The following is a 21315-nucleotide window of genomic DNA, read 5'->3' as shown; positions in this document are numbered from 1 at the left end:
CCCAACAAAGGAGAGATTTTGAGCTCCGCTCAAAGATCCCTATATTAGGAGGAAATATAATCATGATGCTCAAAACACATCATTGTGGGCAGCTTACTAAAGCTCAGGTAGGACAGACAGTAACACTAAACGGTTGGGTGCAAAGAAGACGTGACTTAGGTGGCGTTCTATTCATCGATCTGCGGGACCGCAGCGGGCTTGTGCAGACTGTATTTAACCCAGACTTCTCAGGGGATGCACTTGCCATTGCTGACCGCGCTCGTAATGAGTACGTGCTTGCTGTTAAAGGGAAAGTTGTAGAACGTGATGCCGAAACGGTTAACAAAAATATTACAACGGGTGAAATAGAGATTCAGGTAACTGAAATCGAAATTATGAATGCAGCCAAAACACCTCCGTTCTTCATCGAAGACGGCGTAGATGTGGATGAAGCCGTTCGTTTGAAATATCGTTATCTGGATCTGCGTCGTCCGGAAATGCAAAAAACATTAATGCTTCGCTCCAAAGCGTCCAAAGTATTCCGTAATTTCTTAGATGATCAAGGATTTGTTGAAGTTGAAACACCGATTTTGACGAAAAGCACACCGGAAGGCGCTCGCGATTATTTGGTGCCAAGCCGCGTGCATCCGGGCGAATTTTTCGCGCTTCCGCAGTCACCGCAAATCTTTAAACAATTGTTGATGGTTAGTGGTTTGGAGCGTTACTACCAAATCGCACGCTGTTTCCGCGATGAGGATCTTCGTGCAGACCGTCAACCTGAATTTACACAAGTCGACATTGAGACTTCCTTCATTTCTCAGGATCAACTGCTTGAGATCTTGGAAGAACTCGTAGTCAAATTAATGCAAGAAACAGCTCAAGTTGAAATCCCGCGTCCATTCCAACGTATTACGTATGCGGATGCCATGGCGAAATATGGTTCGGATAAACCGGATCTACGTTTTGGTCTAGAACTCGAAGATGTTTCTGATATCGTTGAAACTTCTGGTGTTCAAGTGTTTGCAAACGTCGTTAAAGGCGGCGGTCAAGTAAAAGCTTTGAATGCTAAAGGTTGCGGCACATGGAGTCGTAAAGAGATCGATGACCTCTTACCGTTCGCAGCACGTTACGGCGCCAAAGGCTTAGCTTGGATTCAAGTGAAAGACGGCGAATTCAAAGGGCCTATCGTGAAATTCTTCAATGAGGCCGAAATCGCTGCATTAACAGAGCGTTTAGGCGCAGAAGAAGGGGATTTGCTTCTATTCTCTGCTGATAAGAAAAAAGTTGTTGCTGATGTACTTGGTAACCTTCGTCTGAAAATCGGTCGTGAGCTTGGCCTTATCGATGACTCGAAGTTCAAATATGCTTGGGTTGTGGACTTCCCACTTCTTGGGTACGACGAAGAAGCCAAACGTTATGTAGCTGAGCATCATCCGTTCACGCGTCCTAATGAAGAAGATGTTCATTACTTCGATACAGACCCAGGTCAAATTCGTGCACAAGCATACGATCTTGTCTTGAACGGATATGAAGTGGGCGGCGGCTCGATGCGTATTTACCAACGTGAAGTACAGGAGAAAATGTTCGGTGCGCTTGGCTTCTCCAAAGAAGAAGCTGCTGAGAAATTCGGCTTTCTACTTGAAGCCTTTGAATATGGAACACCTCCGCATGGCGGATTCGCTTTTGGTTTCGACCGTTTGGTGATGCTGATCACAGGCCGCACGAACCTCAGAGAAACGATTGCATTCCCGAAAACGGCAAGTGCAACAGACTTGTTAACCGACGCACCGGGTACCGTAGATGACAAACAGCTTGAACAACTGTCGATTCGCTTAGCGCTTAAGCAGCCCGCTGCTAAAGCCTAAGAACATAGAAGAGGAAGTGTTTCTATGCTTCACCAATTTTCACGAACTGAACTAGCGATTGGCCCTGAGGGGCTTGAAATCATGAAGAATAGCACGGTTGCCGTACTAGGCATCGGCGGTGTAGGTTCAATCGCTGCTGAAGCACTAGCACGTACAGGGGTTGGACGTCTTATTCTGATCGACAAAGATGTTGTCGACATCACGAATATTAACCGTCAGATTCATGCGCTCACGACAACGGTTGGTCAGCCAAAGGCTGATCTGATGCGCGATCGAATCAAATTAATTAATCCAGAATGCGATGTCATCGCCCTCCGGATGTTTTACACAGAGGAAACGTACGAGGAAGTATTCTCATATCCAATTGATTACGTGTTGGATGCAAGTGATACCATCTCCTATAAAATCCATCTGATCAAGCAGTGTCTAGAACGGAAGATTCCAATCGTTTCCAGCATGGGAGCAGCCAACAAAATGGATCCGTCACAGTTCAAAGTAGCGGATATCTCCAAAACGAGCATGGATCCTATTGCACGTGTAGTGCGTCAAAAATTGCGCAAGGAAGGGATCAAAAAAGGCGTGAAGGTCGTATTTTCGACCGAAGAGCCGATGAAACCACGCGAAGATGTAACGCAGCAAATCGTTCCCGCGAACGCACCTGAAATTCGCAAGGCAAAACAACCACCGGCGAGCAATGCCTTCGTTCCGCCTGTGGCAGGATTGATCATGGTGAGTGTGGCTGTGAAAGAACTATTGGAAATTGGTTTGAAGAAGAAATAGAACAACGGATGCCCTCGAAAGCGGGCATCCGTTTTTTATTTGCCTAATGGTTGGAGCATCCTATTTATGCACTTCCTACGAGTACGGACGAAGCAAAAGGATTCACAGGAGTGGAATCGGCAAAATTTGCTGCTAATTTAAGGCTAGAGGGAACGAGGATTCGCTATTTCGGCTAATATGTCAGTGTTGGGCCAGTATGCGGAACATGTGTGCGCTATTTGGGTGTTTTTTGGCAGTTTATAGACCTCGAAACTGGGAAATAGAGGATCCACGTTCAGCGAAAACGTGAAATATGCAGTTTTAGAGGAAATAAGGCATCGTTGTTCCCTTTCAGGCTTCTAGATGGTTGGTAAGAAACCCACACCTTATAAAGTCCTTGTTTATGAGGGTTAATCAAACACGATGAACCTGTCCATATATCGAAAAAGTATATATCGTTTATATATATATTGATTCGATATATATAATCTGATAAATTGTTAATTAAGAAGCACAATCAAGAAAAAGGAGGATTTACAGCATGACTAGTCAGGATGTCATTTTAGGTATTTTAATGAAGCGCAGTCTATCGGGATACGACATCAAGCATATGTTTGAGACGGTATTTTCTTATTTTTACAATGCAAGTTTTGGCACGATTTATCCTACGCTTAGCAAGATGGAGAAGGAAGGTCTCATCACGAAAGAAAGTGTGATTCAGGAGGGAAGACCGAATAAGAATGTCTATTCCATAACGGAGGAAGGCCAAAAGCATTTCAAAGCCTACATGTATAGTCCCATGCAAGCCAATGAGTTCAAGTCTGATGCGATGACTCGCTTGTTTTTTGGTGAATTTATTGAGGTCGAGGTCATTATTGAATATTTGGAATATGGCGTATCGAGTACGAAAGATGATCTTGAACGTTTGAGGAAAATGTATGAGAACGGTAAGTCAAATTCATTAATGTCTCAGACACAGGAAATTTGTATTCAGATTGGTATCGAAAATATGGAAAGTACGCTGCGAACATTAATGGCCGGAATAGAACGTTTGAGTAATTTGAAAATGGAAAAGGGGCAAAACGATAGTGGGTAATAAAAAAACAGGTTTTATAATACTGGCAATGGCTCTAGGGCTATTGATGTCTGCGTTAGATAATACAATTACGGCTGCTGCAATAAGTCACATAATAGGCGACATTAATGGTTTTGATAAAATCAGTTGGGTATTCACAGCGTATATGCTTGCATCTACGAGCACGATGCTTGTTTTCGGAAAGCTGTCGGATATGTTTGGCAGAAAGCTCTTTTATTTGATTGGAATTTCTATATTTTTGATCGGTTCGGCACTCTGTGGTACAGCCCAGGATATGACACAGCTGATCATATATAGAGCGATTCAGGGGATAGGTTCAGGAGCTATTTTCCCCATTAGTTTCACCATTATTTATACGCTTTTTTCAGATCCCAAACAGGGGGCTAAGCTGTCAGGGGTATTCGCAGGGATATTCGGTCTATCATCCGTAGCGGGACCGCAAATCGGTACATTACTCGCCGAATCTTGGGGTTGGCGCTGGTGTTTCTATGTTAATTTACCGCTGGGTATACTCTCATTCTTTGTTTTGCTTTTTGCTCTTAAGGAAACTCGATCGACTCGTCGTCCGAAAATTGATTATTTAGGGACACTGTTACTCGTTATCTCTACCGTCTCACTCATGCTCGCATTAGAGTTCGGTGGTAAAGATTATACTTGGGCGTCCTGGCAAATTATTAGTCTGATAGCTGTTGCCGTTGTTGTAGGCTTTCTGTTCATTAGGGTTGAACGCAGGGCTCAAGAACCCATGCTGCCTTTACCCTTATTCAAAAACCGAATGGTTCTCGGCATGATGTTAGCTTGTCTTTGCCAAGGAGCAATCATGTTCTCGGCAATTGCTTACTTGCCTATTTTCTCAACTGCCGTGCTCGGTCGGGCGAATTCAAATGTGCTTTTGACCCCGATGATGTTTTCATTAATGGTTGGAGCTGTTTTGTTCGGTATTCTTCAACGTTTCTTTAGCTTCCGTGCGGTTATCGCGTCCAGTATGATTACGGGTATTGTCATTAGCTATTTGTTGAGTGTAGTCAGTCATGACGCAAGTAATCTGTATATGATTACCCTGATGGTTATACTTGGCGTAGGGGCGATTGGTCCGTTAATGAGTGTTGCTCAGAATGCCGTTGCTCTCAGCGTAGATCACAAATATATAGGAGTCAGCTCCTCCATCATTGGTTTTTGGCGTAATATAGGAGGGGTTCTCGGGGCTTCGATTATGGCGACTATCGTCAATAATAACTATAACAGGCTTATTCAAGCTGGCGCAGCAGAGCACAATTTGCCTCTCAATCAGCTAGCAACCGTAGCAAATCCTGATCAATTGATCCGTGCGAGTGCTGCAGTACCCAAGGAAACGATGGATTTTCTCCGAGATTCACTTGGAACAGCGATTAACCACGGTTTTATCTTAAGTATCATGTTCGGTATTATCGGATTAACAGCTACATTTATCGCAGGGCCGCTTCGCTTCACAGTACCTGTCCAGCATCCAGAGCCGCAGAATGACAATGCAACTCCTCAGTCTGTATAAATGGTATCAAGAATGATCCTCCTGGTTTCGTATCAGGGGGATCTTTTACTGACAAAACATGACATGATTTCGTATGCGGGTTATAATAGAGTTTATATCTTTCAATGCAAAGTAAAGGATAACCCACTTATGGACTTGTTTACATATGCTTCTTCACAAGAACCAACAGGAAAGCTTCTAGCTGATCGTATGCGGCCAACAACGTTGGATGAATATATTGGTCAGGAGCAAATCGTAGGAAAAGGCAAGCTGCTCAGACGAGCGATTGAGGCCGATCAAGTGACCTCAATCTTGCTCTATGGACCTCCGGGCACAGGCAAAACAACACTGGCCAACATTATAGCGAACCGAACACAGGGTGAGTTCATGAAGCTGAACGCCGTAGATGCTTCGGTCAAAGATGTGCGAGAGATTATCGAGCTAGCGAAGACCAATAAAGCGATGTACGGTCGTAAGACGACCTTGTTCTTGGACGAGGTGCATCGCTTTAACACCTCGCGGCAGGATGCGCTGCTCCCTGCGGTAGAGCAGGGCATCCTCATCTTCATCGGTGCGACGACAGAGAACCCGTTTCACCATGTGAACGGGGCTCTGCTGTCGCGCTCGACGCTGTTTCAGCTCGAGCCCCTCATGGCGGAGCATGCGCTCATCGCCATGCGAAGAGCCATCGCCGACCCCGTGAAGGGGCTCGGCTTCATGCGCCTCCACGTAGACGAGGAGGCGCTGGAGCACATCGCGCGGATGGCGGGTGGCGACATCCGCCGTTCACTTAATGCGCTGGAGCTTGCAGCGCTAACGACTTCACCTGAACCGGATGGAACGGTTCAGATAACGCTCGAGGTGGCGGAAGAGTCGATCCGCCGCCCCATCGTGAAAGCGGACGAGTCGACGCAATACGACGTCTTGTCCGCTTTTCACAAGAGTGTACGCGGCTCCAGTGACGCCGCGCTGTTCTGGTTCCTGTATGCCGTCGAGAAGCTCGGCATGGATCCCATGACGTTCCTGCGGCGTCTAATCGTCGCCTGCAGCGAAGATATCGGCCTCGCCAATCCGCAGGCGATGGTGCAGTCCGTGACGGCCATGGACGCCTATCATAAGATTGGTTGGCCGGAATCAAAGTACATCATTTCCCAGGCAATTTTATTCGCTGTGGAGAGTCCAAAGTCAAATTCGATACCGATGGCCATCTCACGTGCGGAACAGTTGATGGATCAAGTGAAATCTGCGAATGTACCGCTTCATCTGCGTGATACGCACTATAAAGGTGCTGAACAGCTCGGACATAAAGGCTATATGTATCCACATAATTATCCGGGACACTATGTGAAGCAGCAGTACTTACCTGACGAAATTCGAAATGAGATTATTTTCACAGCTAGTGAACAGGGAACAGAAGAAAAGATGAAGCTCAATCAACATAAAAGAAGAGGGACACCTACAGGTTTATAAAATCGGTAGGTTCCCTCTTTTTTCTTGCTCCATATCGATTGTGAAAACCTTCTCTGTAACAGGATCGTATCGAATCGAAACAATCAGCGGAAATTCGACACCATGATGTCTTACCCAGAAGCGAAACTGCTGCTGTACAACGCCTGGCGCGATAGTTGAACGCCCTAAATATTTATAATCTAATAAAGTGTATAGTTTCCCGGCCTCCTGAAAGGCAAGACGGCTCCATTTGGCATACTCGGGGTCTTGTTCTGGCATATATTCTACTATAATTTCTGCTGTACTTGCCTCTGCCCATGCTTGCAAACTTCCGGACCAACCAAAACAAATAATGAGAAGCACGGCTAAGATTCTACCCATTCGATCACACCTTTCGCGATTATCCTGTGCTTAGAATTAAGCCTGCATACTTGAAAGGTAAACGGTAAATTTCTACAAGATACCGGATTATATGTTAGCTGGCGACAGTGCTGAAAACAAAAATAGGAGACCTCAGGGCTCCTATTTTTGTTCATTTCTATAATTTAAAAACCTTCCCTAAATAAACACCCGCGGCAGCACTAAATCGTTCTTGAAGCAGCATTCTGAGTTGACTCTTCGCTTCCAGGGTTGGAAGTGTATTCGCCTTAATCCCATGAAGCTCCATCCAATGCTTGGCGGTCATATAGCAGGTGCTGTTCCAGCCGTTCTTGGTGCCATTGGCATTCAGGCGTTCGCTTATACCAGCTATGACGATATCTGTCTTACTTTGTAGTTCTATCAGTGCACGGTCGAATTCGTTTTTCGACTCCTTGGCTTTCATCCCGATTTTGGAGCGAAGCTCCTTAACATCAATGCCTTCGTTCTCTTCAACAGCTTGAAAAAGCTCGACAGCGGATTTTGGAAGCTCTCCATCAGCATAACGCTCTTCTACAGAATAAGGCTCGTCTAACAAATTCTTAATCAATGGAAAGAGCTCAGCAGAAATCAATAGAGGCTTCTTTGCAAAAAAGCGCCCATAAGCGGCAATGCCGTCGCCAGGCAGACGATCTCGCCATAACCAAGGATCTGTCTCTAGCCCCGTATGCCATTGTTCGTGCACAGTTATAGATTCAAGGGAAGGATGATCTGGTATGAACGAAGAGAGTGGGAGAATACCGACCTCTTTCACGATTTTCGTAACATCCTCATAAGCAGCAGCTTTCCTACTAATATCATTCACTTTGACCAAAACGTTCATCCTTCCTGTTCCAATATCCGCGAATTAAACTTACTTATGAACCTTATCAATAACTCCGCCGCCTAAACACACGTCTCCATCATAGAAAACGACAGATTGCCCTGGCGTCACGGCTTTTTGCGGTTTGTCGAAGACAACTTCACATGTCCCATCCTCCATAAAAGTAAGAACTACGCCTTGGTCTGGCTGACGGTAACGGAATTTGGCTGTACAGGCATACGCGCCCACCGGTTTGCTCGATGAGATCCAGTTCACATCTGTGGCTGTTAAGCCCTTAGAATATAGTCCTGGATACTGCTCACCTTGAACAACAAGCAATTGATTGTTTTCCAAATCTTTATCAACAACGAACCACGGCTCGCCAGAGCCTGAACCGCCAATACCAAGTCCTTGTCTTTGACCCAGGGTATAGTACATCAAACCGTCGTGACGTCCTTTGACTTCACCGTTACGAATATCGACCATATTGCCGGGCTTTGCAGGCAAGTATTGGCTGAGGAACTGTTTAAAGTCTCGCTCGCCGATGAAGCAAATTCCGGTACTGTCTTTCTTCTTAGCAGTGGCAAGACCAGCTGCTTCAGCAATTTCACGAACCTTTGGTTTCGGTAGGTGGCCAATCGGGAACATGGCTTTGGACAACTGCTGCTGATTGAGCACATTAAGGAAGTACGTTTGATCTTTGTTGGCATCATTACCACGCAATAGTACATATTCACCATCTTGCTCTTTTACTTGTGCGTAGTGACCTGTTGCAATATAATCCCCACCTAAGTCTATGACCTTTTGAAGCAATTCCCCGAATTTAATTTCTCGGTTACACATCACATCCGGATTCGGCGTGCGGCCCTTGGTGTACTCGTCCAAGAAATAGGCGAAAACTTTGTCGTAATATTGCTTTTCGAAATTAACTGTATAGAAAGGGATGTCGAGCTGATCGCACACTCTTCTAACATCCTCTGCATCTTCTTCTGCGGTGCAATGGCCAAACTCATCGGTATCGTCCCAATTTTTCATGAAAATGCCAATAACCTCGTAGCCCTGTTCCTTAAGCAACAGCGCAGCAACCGAAGAATCGACACCTCCGGACATTCCCAAAATGACACGTGTTTTTTTACTCATAGCTGTGAACCTCTTTTCTATCTTGTGAGACTTTTTTTAAAACTCTTACTATTATACCTCTCTATTGTTCAAAATTAAAATATTTCATGAGAATGTCATTGTTTTTCCCCCACAGAACAAGGAATTTATGATACCATATATACGATATACGGATGTTTAGGAATGTTTTTGCGAAAAATGGAAACGCTGTGTACCAAGATAGGGAAGACCATAGTGTCTGAACGTGGATAAAATAGATGGTAGGCAAACAGAAGTTTTAGCAATATCGATCAGACTCCTTGATGGCATATAATGTTGAATGAGGTGTAACTTTGAAAATTTCTACAAAAGGCCGCTATGGTTTGACGATCATGATGGAGCTGGCCAATCGATTTGGTGAAGGACCGACTTCACTCAAAAGTATTGCCGAAAAGCATCAGCTTTCCGAGCATTATCTGGAACAACTTGTAGCTCCGCTTCGCAATGCAGGATTGGTCAAAAGTATTCGTGGTGCTTACGGTGGATATATTCTCTCAAAATCCGCTGAAACAGTAACAGCAGGCGAGGTTATTCGTGTATTAGAAGGACCGATTAGTCCTGTCGACTTTACGGAGGAAGATGATCCGGCTAAGCGTGATCTGTGGATTCGTATTCGCGATAGTATTGCGGATGTGCTAGATTCTACTACACTTGCGAACTTGATTTCTTTCGAAGACCAAGGCAAGAACGACAACTATATGTTTTACATTTAAGGGTGTCCTATGAATCCTATTTATCTTGATCATGCAGCAACAACACCCGTGCATCCTGAAGTAATGGAAGCGATGCTTCCATTCTATACAGCCTTTTTTGGTAATCCTTCGAGTACACACAGCTTCGGCAGAGCCACTAGAACAGCACTCAATCGGTTTCGTGACGCTATGGCGAAGTCGCTAGGCTGTTTACCTGCTGAGCTTATTTTTACAAGCGGAGGGACCGAAAGCAATAACATGGCGATCTTTGGGATCATGAATGCGAACAAGGATGGCAAGAAGCATATCATTACGACGGAAATCGAACATCATGCTGTTTTGCATCCCTGTGAGCGATTGGAGAGCCTCGGATTTGAGGTGACCTACCTTCCAGTAGGTCCGACCGGTCTTATTCAAATAGAAGATGTGGAAGCGGCTATTCGTCCTGACACTGCTCTCATTTCCATCATGTATGTAAATAATGAAGTGGGTACGATTCAACCGATCGAGCAAGTAGGTCATTTAGCGCGGAGTCGGCAAATTCCTTTTCATGTAGATGCTGTGCAGGCTTTAGGTAAATTACCGCTGAATATTCGTGAACTTCCTGTTGATTTAATGAGTTTCTCAGCTCATAAGATATACGGACCCAAAGGTGCAGGCGCATTATTTGTATCGAAGAACACGAGGTTAACACCTCACGTCTTTGGCGGTGCTCAGGAGAGAAAGCGCCGCGCAGGTACGGAGAATGTAGCAGCAATCGCAGGCTTTGCCAAAGCTGTGGAAGTAACTCTCCCGATGATGGACAACATGCAATCCAAAGTCACAGAGTTTCGCGGGCTTATGATAAGTATACTGGAGCAGCAATTAGGCTGTGATAGCTTTATGATTAATGGCCACAAGGAACAGTGTATCCCGCATATTCTGAACATCAGCTTCCCAGGTATCTCAACAGAAACACTTCTCATGAATCTTGATTTAGAAGAAGTGGCTGCTGCAAGCGGTTCTGCATGTACGTCAGGTTCACTTGAAGTATCGCACGTATTACAAGCCATGAAGCTCCCAGAAAATGTTACAGCCTCCGCGGTTCGATTTAGTTTTGGAATGGGGAATTCTAAAGAACAAATCGAAACAGCTGCCCAGAAAATTGCAACCATTGTCAAGCGGTTGCGTACTACATAGTACCGGGTGGTTCTAGGAGGAATTAAACTTGCGCAAAGCGCATGATTTGATCGGACTTCCCGTTCTAACGGTAGATTCCGGTAAACAAATAGGTCAAGTTAAAGATTTGTTGGTAGGCCCTGATTGGAACATACGAGGTATCATGCTCGAAGTGAAGAATTGGTTCTCCTCCTTACGTTACATACCATGGGAGGGAATCGTTGCTGCCGGAGAAGATGCCATTACCATACCGAACGAAAGTGTCATTCGCGAGTTTGAGCATGTGGAAGAGTGCCATGCTTTTCTTGAAGGAAGCCGCAAAATCAAAGGTCTTCCCGTCATTACGGTGGGAGGGCACAAATTAGGCGTGGTAGAAGATGTTTATTTAAACCAGAATTGGGGTAAACAAATAGTAGGTTATGAATTGTCCGAAGGGTTTATTTCTGATTTAAAGGAAGGGCGTAGATGGCTTCCCATGCCGGTGGCGGCAACCAAAGGGGAAGATGCCATCATAGTGCCTGTACATTGCGCTCAGGAAGTAGAAGAACTCTTCGTATCCAAAGAAGAATAGGGTGAACATTATGCGTTGTCCAAACTGTAATTCCAAAGATATTGGAAAAATCGGTTCCCATCAATTCTACTGCTGGGGTTGCTTTATTGAACTCAGTGTTAACGGAGACAAAATGTCCGTGTATCAAGTAGAGGAAGACGGTACGTTGAGTTCTCTGGATGATTTATTTTTTGAGGAAGAAATTCCTCATGTCCACGAACATGCAAATTAATCGTTAATACACATTACGAAACGTTATTTTTTGAGCGCAGCGGCGCTTAAAAAGTAGCGTTTTTTTATTGTTTAGCTCATGATTTAACGGGTTAATTTGGACGGGTTGTACATATACTGTATGAGCATATGTTTATAAGGATTAACAGAGGTGAAGAGAATGGAACGTTTTTGGAAAAATAAATGGTTTGTCGGGTTGGTATACCTCCTACTTGTCCTGGCCAGCTTGTATATGCTGCTGAAAATAAAGCCTATAATGTTTAGTGTATTTACCTTTATCAAAGCCATTTTAACGCCATTTTTTATAGCTGTGATTATTTCGTACATTTTAAACCCGATCGTGAATATTCTTAACCAACGGAAAGTACCAAGAACCATTGCAGTACTGCTTATTTATAGTGTCTTTCTCTCCTCTCTGACCGTTATTATCATGAATATGACACCGATGTTTGTGTCCCAAATTGCGGAACTGAATGAGCATATGCCGCAAATGGCTATGCGTGCACAGTCGATAGTAGACGGCTTTAATCAAAATCAACTGCTGCCCGACAGCGTGCGCAATGGATTTAATCATTCACTTACGAAGCTGGAAAACAGCATTTCCATGGCTATCTCGAACTACATGAATCAGATTGGAAATACCATAAATATGCTGTTCATCGCTTTTATCGTACCGTTCGTTGCATTTTATATCTTAAAGGATTTTCAAATTATTGAGAAAACAGCACTGGCTATTGTGCCGCGTGAGCATCGTAAAAGAACAATCAAATTGCTCATTGATATTGACACTGCTCTTGGCAATTATATCCGGGGCCAACTGTTAGTCTGCGTGATTATAGGAGTTCTTGCCTATTTGGGGTATTGGCTTATTGGGATGCCATATGCCTTGCTGCTCGCCAGCGTTGTGGCGGTATTTAATATTATTCCTTACTTGGGGCCTTTTTTTGGAGCAGCTCCCGCAATCATTATGGCTTCAACGATCTCTTTGAAAATGTTATTGTTCGTCGCACTCGTTAATTTAGCTGTGCAAATTCTCGAAGGCAACGTCATTTCCCCTCAGGTGGTAGGAAGAACGCTTCATATGCATCCGTTGTTTATTATTTTCGCGTTACTTGTAGGTGGGGAAGTCGCAGGTATTGTGGGGTTAATATTGGCTGTACCTTTCTTTGCGGTCATGAAGGTTATCATACAACATGTTTTCCTTCACTATGTTCATAAGCCCACGACATGAGGTTTCATTTGTGTGGACGCACAGAACCCCTCTGAGCCATGACTTGCGGGATCATGGTTCAGAGGGGTTCTGCACGAGGGTTGAGGATATGAAAGGTGTGGCCATGCGTAAACCATCGAATGGGCTACGGAATAAGTATACGAATTCTTGCGATATGTCTTAGTGCGATAATGAAAATCATTATCATTAAACTTAGTATACGTTCATTGAGAATGATTGTCAACCGTGATTTTTTAAATTTTTATCTATGTCGTCCCCTTTGTCGTCCTTTTCTTCTTTTTGCTCTTTTTGTTCTTGAAATTGGATCCGAGTTTGCATACGATCCCCTTAAAGGTTTGGTTTCATTAACATTTGTTACATTGAATGGAAGTAGAGCCCAAAGCTTTACATGAATATTGACAGGGTACTAGCATATAGTTATAATTTGCCTTATCTATATCTGAATTGAAAGCGTTGATGAAACTTTAGTAAGCCATAGTCCATCGTCAGAGAGAAGGTTCCGCTAGAGCAGTATTACTGCCAGTAGCGGCTGTGAGAACCTTTCGGTGCTAGGATGGCCCAAAGCTCGTTTCGGAGTGTGGATGAACTCCACCGGTTGGACCCGTTACAGATCCGCACAAGGAGATTGCGTTTGTTTCCTCTTGCTATATACAAGGGTGAGCCGAACACAATAACCAGGGTGGTACCGCGATTATTCGTCCCTGTATGTTACAGGGGCGTTTTTTGTTTGTTTTTCGAACAATTGATAAATATGGAGGCTTGAAAAAGATGAAAGCAAGTGAAATACGTTCCAAGTGGTTGCAGTTCTTTGCAAGTAAAGGGCATAAGGTAGAGCCAAGCTCATCACTCGTCCCACATAATGACCCTTCACTCTTGTGGATAAATGCGGGAATTGCTCCTTTAAAGCCGTATTTGGATGGACGCGAAATTCCTGAGAATCCGCGGATTACGAATGCCCAGAAATGTATTCGTACGAATGATATTGAAAATGTGGGTAAAACACGCCGACATCATACGTTCTTTGAGATGCTGGGGAATTTCTCCATCGGAGACTACTTTAAAAAAGAAGTCATTCCTTGGGCTTGGGAGTTTTTGACTGATCCGCAATGGATCGGCTTTGATCCGAATCGTATTTCTGTCACTGTGCATGAAGATGATGAGGAAGCTTTTGAAATTTGGAACAAACAAATTGGTATACCCGAAGAGCGTATTTATAAGCTCAAAGAAGATAATTTCTGGGATATTGGCGAGGGTCCATGTGGTCCTTGTACAGAGATTTTCTATGATCGCGGCGATAAATACGGTGATTTGTCTGATCCAGAATGCTGGCCAGGTGGGGAAAATGAGCGTTTCCTAGAAGTTTGGAACCTCGTGTTTACGCAATTCAACCATAATAAAGACGGCAGCTATACACCGCTCCCTAACAAAAATATTGATACCGGGGCAGGATTAGAACGTTTTGCTTCGATTCTGCAAGATGTGGACTCAAACTTTGACACGGATTTGTTTAAGCCGATTATTGATAAAACATGTGAGCTTACGGGTGTGAAATATCACGTGAACGGAGAGCATGATGTTGCACTCAAAGTCATCGCTGACCACATACGCACCGTTGCTTTCTCCGTTGGTGATGGCGTTCTGCCTTCTAATGAAGGACGCGGTTATGTTATCCGGCGATTGCTGCGCCGCGCTGTACGATACGGCAAAGTACTTGGACTTGATAAGCCATTCCTTCATAAGCTCGTACCAACAGTTGGTGAGATAATGGGCGTTTACTACACGGAAGTTGTAGATAAACGAGAATTTATCGAGAAGGTCATCCGAACCGAAGAGGAACGTTTCCATGAAACGTTAAGCGATGGCTTGATCATTTTAGCCGAAATGGTAGAAAAGACACGTCAAGCGGGGACGAAGCAGATTAGCGGACCGGATGCTTTTAAGCTGTATGATACGTATGGCTTCCCTTTCGATTTGACCGAAGATTTCGCTTCTGAGAAGGGCTTAACGGTTGACCGTGAAGGATTTGATACTTCCATGCAGGAACAGCGCGACCGTGCTAGAGCGGCCAGTCATAAAGAAGGCGGTATGAAGGTACAAGGTGGACCGCTGTCTGAATTAACGATTAAAAGCGAATTTGTTGGATATAATGAATTGGTAGTTACTGCAAGTATCGTGGCGATCGTTCATGAGAATGAACTCGTTGACCTCGTCGGAGTTGGTGAGACCTGTCAGGTCGTATTGGATCGAACTCCTTTCTACGCTGAAAGCGGCGGTCAGGTAAGTGACTATGGTATAATTCGAAGTAACCAAGTGTCATTGAAGGTTGAAGATGTTATCAAAGCGCCTCATGGCCAGCACGTTCACAAAGTACTTGTTGTGTCGGGTGTTCTTCGCAATGGTGATTCGGTAGAAGCTATTGTTGCTGCTGCAGAGCGTGGGGATATCATTAAGAACCATACAGCTACACATTTGCTGCACAAGGCGCTTAAAGAAGTACTAGGAACACATGTTAACCAAGCGGGTTCTTTGGTTGAACCTGACCGTTTACGGTTTGACTTCTCGCATTTCGGAAGCATTAGCAGCGAAGAGCTGCAGGACGTAGAACAGCGTGTGAACCGTCAAATCTGGAATAACACGAATGTGGATATTTCACTCAAAGCAATCGCTGACGCGAAAGCAATGGGAGCTATGGCTTTGTTCGGCGAGAAGTACGGTGATATCGTGCGCGTTGTGCAAGTTGGCGATTACAGCTTAGAGCTGTGCGGCGGTTGCCATGTTCAGAATACGGGTCAAATTGGCTTATTCAAAATTGTCAGCGAGTCCGGTATCGGTTCAGGTGTTCGTCGGATCGAAGCGGTGTCTGGCCGCAGTGCGTATGAATACCTTGATCAGCAGTTACAATTACTGAAAGAATCCGCGGGCTTGCTCAAATCAAATGTTCAAGATGTACCCAAACGTGTTGAAGCTGCGCTTCAGCAAGTGAAGGAACTGACACGTGAAAACGAGTCGCTGCGCAGCAAGCTTGGGCGAATCGAAGCGGGTTCTCTTACAGACCAAGTGAAGCAAATAGCGGGGGTTTCAGTGCTGGCTGCACAAGTCAATGCAGCGGATATGGATTCACTTCGCAATATTGTGGATGAGATGAAGACAAAGCTAGGTTCCGCAGTTATCGTACTCGGCGCAGTTGCAGATGACAAAGTCAATTTGGTTGCTGCTGTCACGCCAGATCTTGTGGCTAAAGGCTTCCATGCAGGTAAAATCATTAAAGAAGTGGCTCAGGCTGTTGGCGGTAGCGGAGGCGGTCGCCCGGATATGGCGCAAGCAGGCGGCAAGGATGCATCCAAATTACAAGCTGCTTTGTACGGAGTTGAAGGACTTCTTTCCCAATTTGCATAATTATTTTTCTGTGGGACAGGAATTTTTAAACCCATAGAGAATATAACCAGTATACATGGATTGATTTTCAAATATTTTACAAAGGTATCACAAGGAAAGTGAGGTGCTCCTGATGAGTTCCATGGATAAAACGATGAAGTTCAACGTAAAGGCAGAAGAAATAGAGACATCGCCCAAAGATGTGTTATTAGCGGTGTATGATGCTCTTCAGGAAAAAGGGTATAATCCGATCAACCAGATTGTCGGGTACTTGCTTTCCGGAGATCCTGCCTATATTCCACGGCATAATAATGCTCGGAGCCTCATTCGTAAACGGGAACGGGACGAACTCATTGAAGAATTAGTTCGTGCTTATCTGGGTCAACACAAATAGAAGGAAAAGAGAACCGGCATGAGATGGATAGGCTTGGATTATGGGGACAAAACGATTGGTGTAGCGATGAGCGATGAGCTTGGTTGGACGGCTCAAGGGCTTGAAGTCATACATCGTCGTAAGCCTGGGGAAGACATCGCTCGGCTGGAGGCCATTGTCAAAGAGTATGGTGTTACTCAAATCGTTGTAGGCTTACCCAAGAATATGAACAATACAATAGGGCCGCGCGGCGAGCTTGCAATCGCATTTTCGCAAGAATTAGAGCAAAAACTAAGTGTACCTGTAAACCTGTGGGATGAGCGGTTAACGACCGTAGCTGCGACACGCACACTGCTAGAAGCTGATGTGAGTCGGAAGAAACGCAAGTTGGTTATTGATAAAATGGCCGCACAACTCATTCTGCAAGGGTACATGGATGCTAATATGAAGAGGTGAACGAATATGTCCAAAGAAGAATTGCATGAAGAACAACCAGAAATCATTTACATCCCGGACGATGAAGGCAACGAAGAAGAGTTCGAGGTTATCATGAAATTCGAAGTGGACGGTTCAGACAAGAAGTACATGATGGTAGTTCCTACAGACGGCGGAGATGAAGAATCCGATGAAGTGTACGCATTTCGCTATGAAGAGGATGATGACGGCGAGGATTTGAAGCTGTTCACCATCGAGGATGAAGAAGAATGGAATATTGTTGAAGAAACATTCAATACATTAATGGCAGAATTCGATGAGGAAGAAGAAGCATGAGTACGACGCCTTCTGACGTATTGCGCAAAACTTACGGGGATGATATTATTTTGTTTGATGAGCAAAATGAATCAACGGTGTATCATCTTCTTAAAGAATTCGTTTATGGAAGTTATACGTATGCTGTTCTGCAATCCGATGAACTCAAGAAGGAAGACGAGGTTGCTGTTTTCCGAGTGACGACAGATAGCGACGGACAGTATGAATTGGAAACCATCGAGGATGACGAGGAATGGGAAACCGTTTCAGAGCTCTACGACGAGATGGTATTTCCAGAACAGGATGAATCGTAAGAAGCATACAACCGAGCGGAGCACATCCGCTCTTTTTTGTTTGCTTTGGGGTATACAAATGCTTACGAAGCCAGTTTTCTTACGAAAACTCTAAAGCCAATGCTTACGAAGTCAGTTTTGCTAAAGCAAAACTTTTAGGAGGATTATTGTGAACAACATGCTTGGACAAGAGAATGAACAGAATAAGCCTAGAAGAAGTAAGCTTAAGCTCATCCTTCTTATTGTTGGACTATTGCTGCTCATTATCATTGGAACTGCAGGCGGCATCGGATTGTATATCGCGAATGCGCTCCAGCCTGTAGAGGCTTCAGATCAAGAAGTAAGAGTTTCAATTCCACAAGGCGCCGGGTCTTTGCAAATCGCCAAGGAGCTTGAAACGAAGGGACTTATTAAAAATTCTTCGATTTTTACGTATTATTTAAAGATGAAGAAACAGGGCTCCAGACTTCAAGCAGGCGAGTACAGTATGAAGCCGGGCATGACTTTCGAAGAAATGATTAATAAGCTGAATAAAGGGGAGACCGTGAAGGAAGAAGTCATCCGTATTACGATCCCTGAGGGCTATACCATTGATCAGATTGCAGCCAAATTAAGTGAGCAGACTCCTTGGAAAAAGGAAGTTTTTCTACAGATGGCGGATACGCCTGCTGGGTTCAAGGGGGAAACGATCGCAACGATTCCTGATAATAAAAGCATCAAACACCGTCTCGAAGGGTATCTGTTCCCAGAAACGTATGAGTTTAAGAAGGACTCCACGGAACAAGATTTCATTGAGCGAACCCTGCAGCAGCTGGATAAGAAGCTGGCGACACTTCCCCCAGACTGGAAGGACAAGCTCAAGGATCGCGGACTTAACGTTCACCAGATGTTGACGATTGCCTCTTTAATTGAACGTGAAGTGGTTGTAAATGAAGAGCGTGCACTTGTATCCGGCGTTATCCAGAACCGGTTGAAGAAGAATATGCCCCTGCAAATTGATGCAACCGTGCAATATTTATTTGATAAGTCCAAAGAGAGATTGCTGGAGAAGGATCTTCAAATACAAAGTCCTTATAATACGTATTTAAACACAGGTTTACCTCCGGGACCGATCGCGAGTCCGAGCCTTGCTTCGATGAAAGCAGCTATTTATCCGGAAGAGACGAAGTATTTATTCTACGTAACTAAGAAGGATGGGACCAAAGGGCATTTATTCGCAGAAACTTTTGAAGAGCATAAGAAGAATATTACAGAAAGCAAGAAGGCTGCGAATTAGTAATACGAACTTATGATAGGAAGCTGACAGAAGGTAGGGTAAGCAATTGAAAAAACCAGAGTTAGTAGTAAGCTGCAGCACTGTGGCAGAACTGAAAAGGTTGATCGAAGCAGGCGCAGATGCGGTTATTATTGGTGAAGCGCGCTACGGCATGCGTCTGCCGGGAGAAGTGAAACTGGATGAGATGCAGGAAGCTGTGTCCTGGGCACATGAACAGAAGGCCAGTGTATATGTTGCAGTAAACAATATTTTTGACAATAATGCCCTTGAAGGGCTGTTTGATTATTTAGCTAAATTACAGGAATACGGTGTAGATGCAATCATTTTCGGTGATCCAGCTGTACTCATGAATGCACGTAGTTTACCTAAGCCGCTAGCGCTGCACTGGAATGCAGAGATGACCTCAACCAATTATGCGACTGCGAACTATTGGGCTAAACAAGGAGCTACCCGTGTGGTCCTGGCTAGAGAACTGAATATGGAGCAGGTTTTGGCTTTTAAAGAGCACGCGGAGTTGGCTGTTGAAGTACAAGTACATGGCATCACCAATATTTATCACTCTAAGCGTGAGCTAGTGAAGAATTATATTGAGCACCAAGGGAAAGATGCAGCAGACCAGGATCGTTCCATTGAGCGAGGGCTATTCCTCATTGAACATGAACGCCGTGATCAGCGATACCCTGTATATGAAGATAGTAATGGCACGCACATTATGAGTTCCGAAGATATATGTATGTTGGAAAATTTACCAGAGCTTATGGACGGTCAAATAGATAGCTTGAAAATCGAAGGTCTTTTGAAATCTTCTCTGTATAACGAGACGGTTGTGAGAAGCTATCGGGCTGTAATCGATGCTTATGCAGCTGATCCTGAAGGATATAGCTTTCAACAGGAGTGGTTGGATGCGATAGTTAAGCTGCAAGATCCTGAACGTGAATTGTCATATGGGTTTTTCTACAAAGAACAGGTATATTGATAGATGAAAGAAGGTGCGTTATCGTGACGACGACAGCCATAGAAGCCCGAGCAAGGGGAAAGCGTGTTAGGCTTAACAAGCCGGAATTACTAGCTCCGGCAGGTAGTTTAGAGAAGCTGAAATTTGCGATCCATTACGGAGCGGATGCGGTTTACATCGGTGGTCAGAAGTATGGTCTCCGATCCAACGCGGATAACTTTTCGCTGGAGGAAATGCGCGAAGCCGTAGAGTTTGCCAATCAATATGGGGCTAAAGTATTCGTTGCAACGAATATTTATGCTCATAATGAAGATATAGAAGGTCTTGATGATTATTTGAGAGGACTTCAAGAGGTTGGGATTTCTGCTATTATTGCAGCTGATCCAATTATTATGGAGACGTGCAGAAGAGTAGCCCCTAAGCTGGAAGTTCATGTGAGTACTCAGCAATCCGTTATGAACTGGCAAACCGTGAAGTTTTGGAAAGACCAGGGTATTGAGCGAGTTGTTCTTGCCCGTGAAGTCAGCATGGAAGAAATCGATGAGATTAAAGCTCATGTCGATGTAGAAATTGAAGCCTTTATACATGGGGCAATGTGCAGCTCGTACTCTGGCCGATGCGTGCTTTCTAATCATTTCACTGATCGAGATTCCAATCGTGGCGGCTGCTCGCAATCATGCCGTTGGAAGTACGATTTATTTGCCAAGGATCAACCTCTTTCTGCTCCATTGGCCACGGATTTGCCTATGTTTGGCGAGGAAGACGATGCTTTCACGATGGGTTCGAAGGATCTGAGCATGATTGAACATATTGCGGAGATGATCGAATCTGGCGTAGACAGCTTCAAGATTGAGGGCAGGATGAAGAGCATTCATTATGTAGCTACGGTTGTTAATGCTTACCGCCAAGCTATTGATTCCTACTTTGCTGATCCTGAGCATTTTGAAGTCAACCCTGTGTGGCAAGATGAAATATATAAAGCGGCAAACCGACCTTTGAACTCCGGTTTCTTCTATGAAGCGCCTGGGCATGAGGATCATATTTTTGAGCCAGAAGATAAAGTCGTTGGATTTGATTTTGTTGGTCTGGTTATGGGGTATGATGCTGAATCGGGAACAGCACTCATACAGCAAAGAAATCATTTCAAGCCTGGCCAAGAAATTGAATTTTTCGGGCCGGATGGTACGCATTTTAAGCAAAAGGTTGGTACTATACGAAATGAAGATGGCCTAGAATTAGATGCAGCCAGACATCCACTTCAAATGATCAAATTACAAACGGACAAACCTGTAAAAAAATGGGATATGATGCGTAAGAAAACAGGAAAATAAAACCATGGAAACTTTCTCCAAACTCGAGTATATTGGAGAAAGTTTCTTTTTTTATTATTTTAGATCGG

At 44.4% G+C, this 21315-nt stretch carries 21 protein-coding genes; 18 read left to right on the top strand and 3 right to left on the bottom strand.

From position 1 onward, the window contains the following. The first annotated feature begins 62 nt into the window (after window positions 1-62). From aspS to QFZ77_RS32565, 5 genes are all read left to right on the top strand, one after another. Window positions 63-1844, top strand: coding sequence for an aspartate--tRNA ligase (gene aspS, locus QFZ77_RS32585; RefSeq protein WP_307446491.1), 1782 nt, complete (start codon window positions 63-65; stop codon window positions 1842-1844). 24 nt (window positions 1845-1868) lie between these two features. Further along, window positions 1869-2624, top strand: a complete 756-nt coding sequence (locus tag QFZ77_RS32580) for a tRNA threonylcarbamoyladenosine dehydratase (RefSeq protein ID WP_307446488.1) — start codon at window positions 1869-1871, stop codon at window positions 2622-2624. Between the two features lie 520 nt (window positions 2625-3144). Beyond that, window positions 3145-3699 (top strand): PadR family transcriptional regulator, encoded by a 555-nt coding sequence (locus QFZ77_RS32575; protein WP_057306112.1) that lies wholly within the window; start codon window positions 3145-3147, stop codon window positions 3697-3699. Beyond that, window positions 3692-5227, top strand: coding sequence for an MFS transporter (locus QFZ77_RS32570; RefSeq protein WP_307446481.1), 1536 nt, complete (start codon window positions 3692-3694; stop codon window positions 5225-5227). Before QFZ77_RS32575 ends, QFZ77_RS32570 begins: the two co-directional genes overlap by 8 nt. Window positions 5228-5356: 129 nt before the next feature. Beyond that, on the top strand, window positions 5357-6676 hold the full coding sequence (locus QFZ77_RS32565; protein ID WP_307446479.1) for a replication-associated recombination protein A: 1320 nt from the start codon (window positions 5357-5359) through the stop codon (window positions 6674-6676). On the opposite strand, the gene QFZ77_RS32560 is transcribed toward QFZ77_RS32565, so the two are convergent. The 3 genes from QFZ77_RS32560 to mnmA form a co-directional block, all read right to left on the bottom strand. Further along, window positions 6671-7036 (bottom strand): DUF3889 domain-containing protein, encoded by a 366-nt coding sequence (locus QFZ77_RS32560; protein WP_307446476.1) that lies wholly within the window; start codon window positions 7034-7036, stop codon window positions 6671-6673. The genes QFZ77_RS32565 and QFZ77_RS32560 overlap by 6 nt on opposite strands. A 157-nt stretch (window positions 7037-7193) precedes the next feature. Further along, window positions 7194-7877, bottom strand: a complete 684-nt coding sequence (locus tag QFZ77_RS32555; protein WP_307450027.1) for an AlkZ-related protein — start codon at window positions 7875-7877, stop codon at window positions 7194-7196. Window positions 7878-7925: 48 nt separating this feature from the next. Beyond that, a complete protein-coding gene (gene mnmA / locus QFZ77_RS32550; protein WP_307446474.1) occupies window positions 7926-9014 on the bottom strand; it encodes a tRNA 2-thiouridine(34) synthase MnmA in 1089 nt (362 codons plus the stop codon). Window positions 9015-9325: 311 nt separating this feature from the next. Here mnmA and cymR point away from each other — a divergent pair, with 311 nt between their 5' ends. The 13 genes from cymR (at window position 9326) to QFZ77_RS32485 (ending at window position 21247) form a co-directional block, all read left to right on the top strand. Next, window positions 9326-9745, top strand: coding sequence for a cysteine metabolism transcriptional regulator CymR (gene cymR / locus QFZ77_RS32545; RefSeq protein ID WP_307446471.1), 420 nt, complete (start codon window positions 9326-9328; stop codon window positions 9743-9745). Between the two features lie 9 nt (window positions 9746-9754). Continuing rightward, window positions 9755-10903 carry a cysteine desulfurase family protein gene (locus QFZ77_RS32540; protein ID WP_307446468.1) on the top strand — a complete coding sequence of 383 codons (1149 nt, stop codon included), beginning with the start codon at window positions 9755-9757 and terminating at the stop codon, window positions 10901-10903. A gap of 28 nt (window positions 10904-10931) precedes the next feature. Further along, the gene (locus QFZ77_RS32535; RefSeq protein WP_307446465.1) at window positions 10932-11453 is read left to right on the top strand and encodes a PRC-barrel domain-containing protein; all 522 of its coding nucleotides are present in this window, start codon (window positions 10932-10934) and stop codon (window positions 11451-11453) included. A 7-nt stretch (window positions 11454-11460) separates the two neighbouring features. Next, the gene (locus QFZ77_RS32530) at window positions 11461-11664 is read left to right on the top strand and encodes a hypothetical protein (protein ID WP_047676263.1); all 204 of its coding nucleotides are present in this window, start codon (window positions 11461-11463) and stop codon (window positions 11662-11664) included. A gap of 159 nt (window positions 11665-11823) precedes the next feature. Then, window positions 11824-12894: an AI-2E family transporter gene (locus QFZ77_RS32525; protein WP_307446463.1), complete on the top strand. Its 1071-nt coding sequence runs from the start codon at window positions 11824-11826 to the stop codon at window positions 12892-12894. A 768-nt stretch (window positions 12895-13662) separates the two neighbouring features. Further along, entirely contained in the window at window positions 13663-16290 is a 2628-nt protein-coding gene (gene alaS, locus QFZ77_RS32520) for an alanine--tRNA ligase (protein ID WP_307446461.1), read from the top strand. A gap of 112 nt (window positions 16291-16402) precedes the next feature. Further along, window positions 16403-16663, top strand: coding sequence for an IreB family regulatory phosphoprotein (locus QFZ77_RS32515; protein ID WP_028555746.1), 261 nt, complete (start codon window positions 16403-16405; stop codon window positions 16661-16663). Between the two features lie 18 nt (window positions 16664-16681). Next, entirely contained in the window at window positions 16682-17098 is a 417-nt protein-coding gene (gene ruvX / locus QFZ77_RS32510) for a Holliday junction resolvase RuvX (RefSeq protein ID WP_307446452.1), read from the top strand. A 6-nt stretch (window positions 17099-17104) separates the two neighbouring features. After that, complete coding sequence (locus QFZ77_RS32505; RefSeq protein WP_307446449.1) at window positions 17105-17413, top strand: DUF1292 domain-containing protein; 309 nt, start codon at window positions 17105-17107, stop codon at window positions 17411-17413. Next, window positions 17410-17706, top strand: a complete 297-nt coding sequence (locus QFZ77_RS32500) for a DUF1292 domain-containing protein (protein WP_307446446.1) — start codon at window positions 17410-17412, stop codon at window positions 17704-17706. Before QFZ77_RS32505 ends, QFZ77_RS32500 begins: the two co-directional genes overlap by 4 nt. 157 nt (window positions 17707-17863) lie before the next feature. Further along, entirely contained in the window at window positions 17864-18961 is a 1098-nt protein-coding gene (gene mltG, locus QFZ77_RS32495; RefSeq protein ID WP_307450024.1) for an endolytic transglycosylase MltG, read from the top strand. 46 nt (window positions 18962-19007) lie between these two features. Next, window positions 19008-19937, top strand: coding sequence for a peptidase U32 family protein (locus QFZ77_RS32490; RefSeq protein ID WP_307446443.1), 930 nt, complete (start codon window positions 19008-19010; stop codon window positions 19935-19937). A 38-nt stretch (window positions 19938-19975) separates the two neighbouring features. Next, window positions 19976-21247 (top strand): peptidase U32 family protein, encoded by a 1272-nt coding sequence (locus QFZ77_RS32485; RefSeq protein WP_373462786.1) that lies wholly within the window; start codon window positions 19976-19978, stop codon window positions 21245-21247. Window positions 21248-21315: the final 68 nt, after the last annotated feature.

This window comes from Paenibacillus sp. V4I3, assembly GCF_030817215.1.
In the GTDB taxonomy this organism is placed as follows: Bacteria; Bacillota; Bacilli; order Paenibacillales; family NBRC-103111; genus Paenibacillus_E.
The sequence above is the reverse complement of the archived record's forward strand: the minus strand, read 5'-3'. Positions and strand labels throughout refer to the sequence as shown.

Coding starts and splice junctions, on each gene's coding strand:
- aspS (WP_307446491.1), top strand. CDS start 63: ATGATGCTCAAAACACATCATTGTGGGCAGCTTACTAAAGCTCAGGTA.
- QFZ77_RS32580 (WP_307446488.1), top strand. CDS start 1,869: ATGCTTCACCAATTTTCACGAACTGAACTAGCGATTGGCCCTGAGGGG.
- QFZ77_RS32575 (WP_057306112.1), top strand. CDS start 3,145: ATGACTAGTCAGGATGTCATTTTAGGTATTTTAATGAAGCGCAGTCTA.
- QFZ77_RS32565 (WP_307446479.1), top strand. CDS start 5,357: ATGGACTTGTTTACATATGCTTCTTCACAAGAACCAACAGGAAAGCTT.
- QFZ77_RS32560 (WP_307446476.1), bottom strand. CDS start 7,036: ATGGGTAGAATCTTAGCCGTGCTTCTCATTATTTGTTTTGGTTGGTCC.
- mnmA (WP_307446474.1), bottom strand. CDS start 9,014: ATGAGTAAAAAAACACGTGTCATTTTGGGAATGTCCGGAGGTGTCGAT.
- QFZ77_RS32540 (WP_307446468.1), top strand. CDS start 9,755: ATGAATCCTATTTATCTTGATCATGCAGCAACAACACCCGTGCATCCT.
- QFZ77_RS32525 (WP_307446463.1), top strand. CDS start 11,824: ATGGAACGTTTTTGGAAAAATAAATGGTTTGTCGGGTTGGTATACCTC.
- alaS (WP_307446461.1), top strand. CDS start 13,663: ATGAAAGCAAGTGAAATACGTTCCAAGTGGTTGCAGTTCTTTGCAAGT.
- QFZ77_RS32515 (WP_028555746.1), top strand. CDS start 16,403: ATGAGTTCCATGGATAAAACGATGAAGTTCAACGTAAAGGCAGAAGAA.
- ruvX (WP_307446452.1), top strand. CDS start 16,682: ATGAGATGGATAGGCTTGGATTATGGGGACAAAACGATTGGTGTAGCG.
- QFZ77_RS32505 (WP_307446449.1), top strand. CDS start 17,105: ATGTCCAAAGAAGAATTGCATGAAGAACAACCAGAAATCATTTACATC.
- QFZ77_RS32500 (WP_307446446.1), top strand. CDS start 17,410: ATGAGTACGACGCCTTCTGACGTATTGCGCAAAACTTACGGGGATGAT.
- mltG (WP_307450024.1), top strand. CDS start 17,864: ATGCTTGGACAAGAGAATGAACAGAATAAGCCTAGAAGAAGTAAGCTT.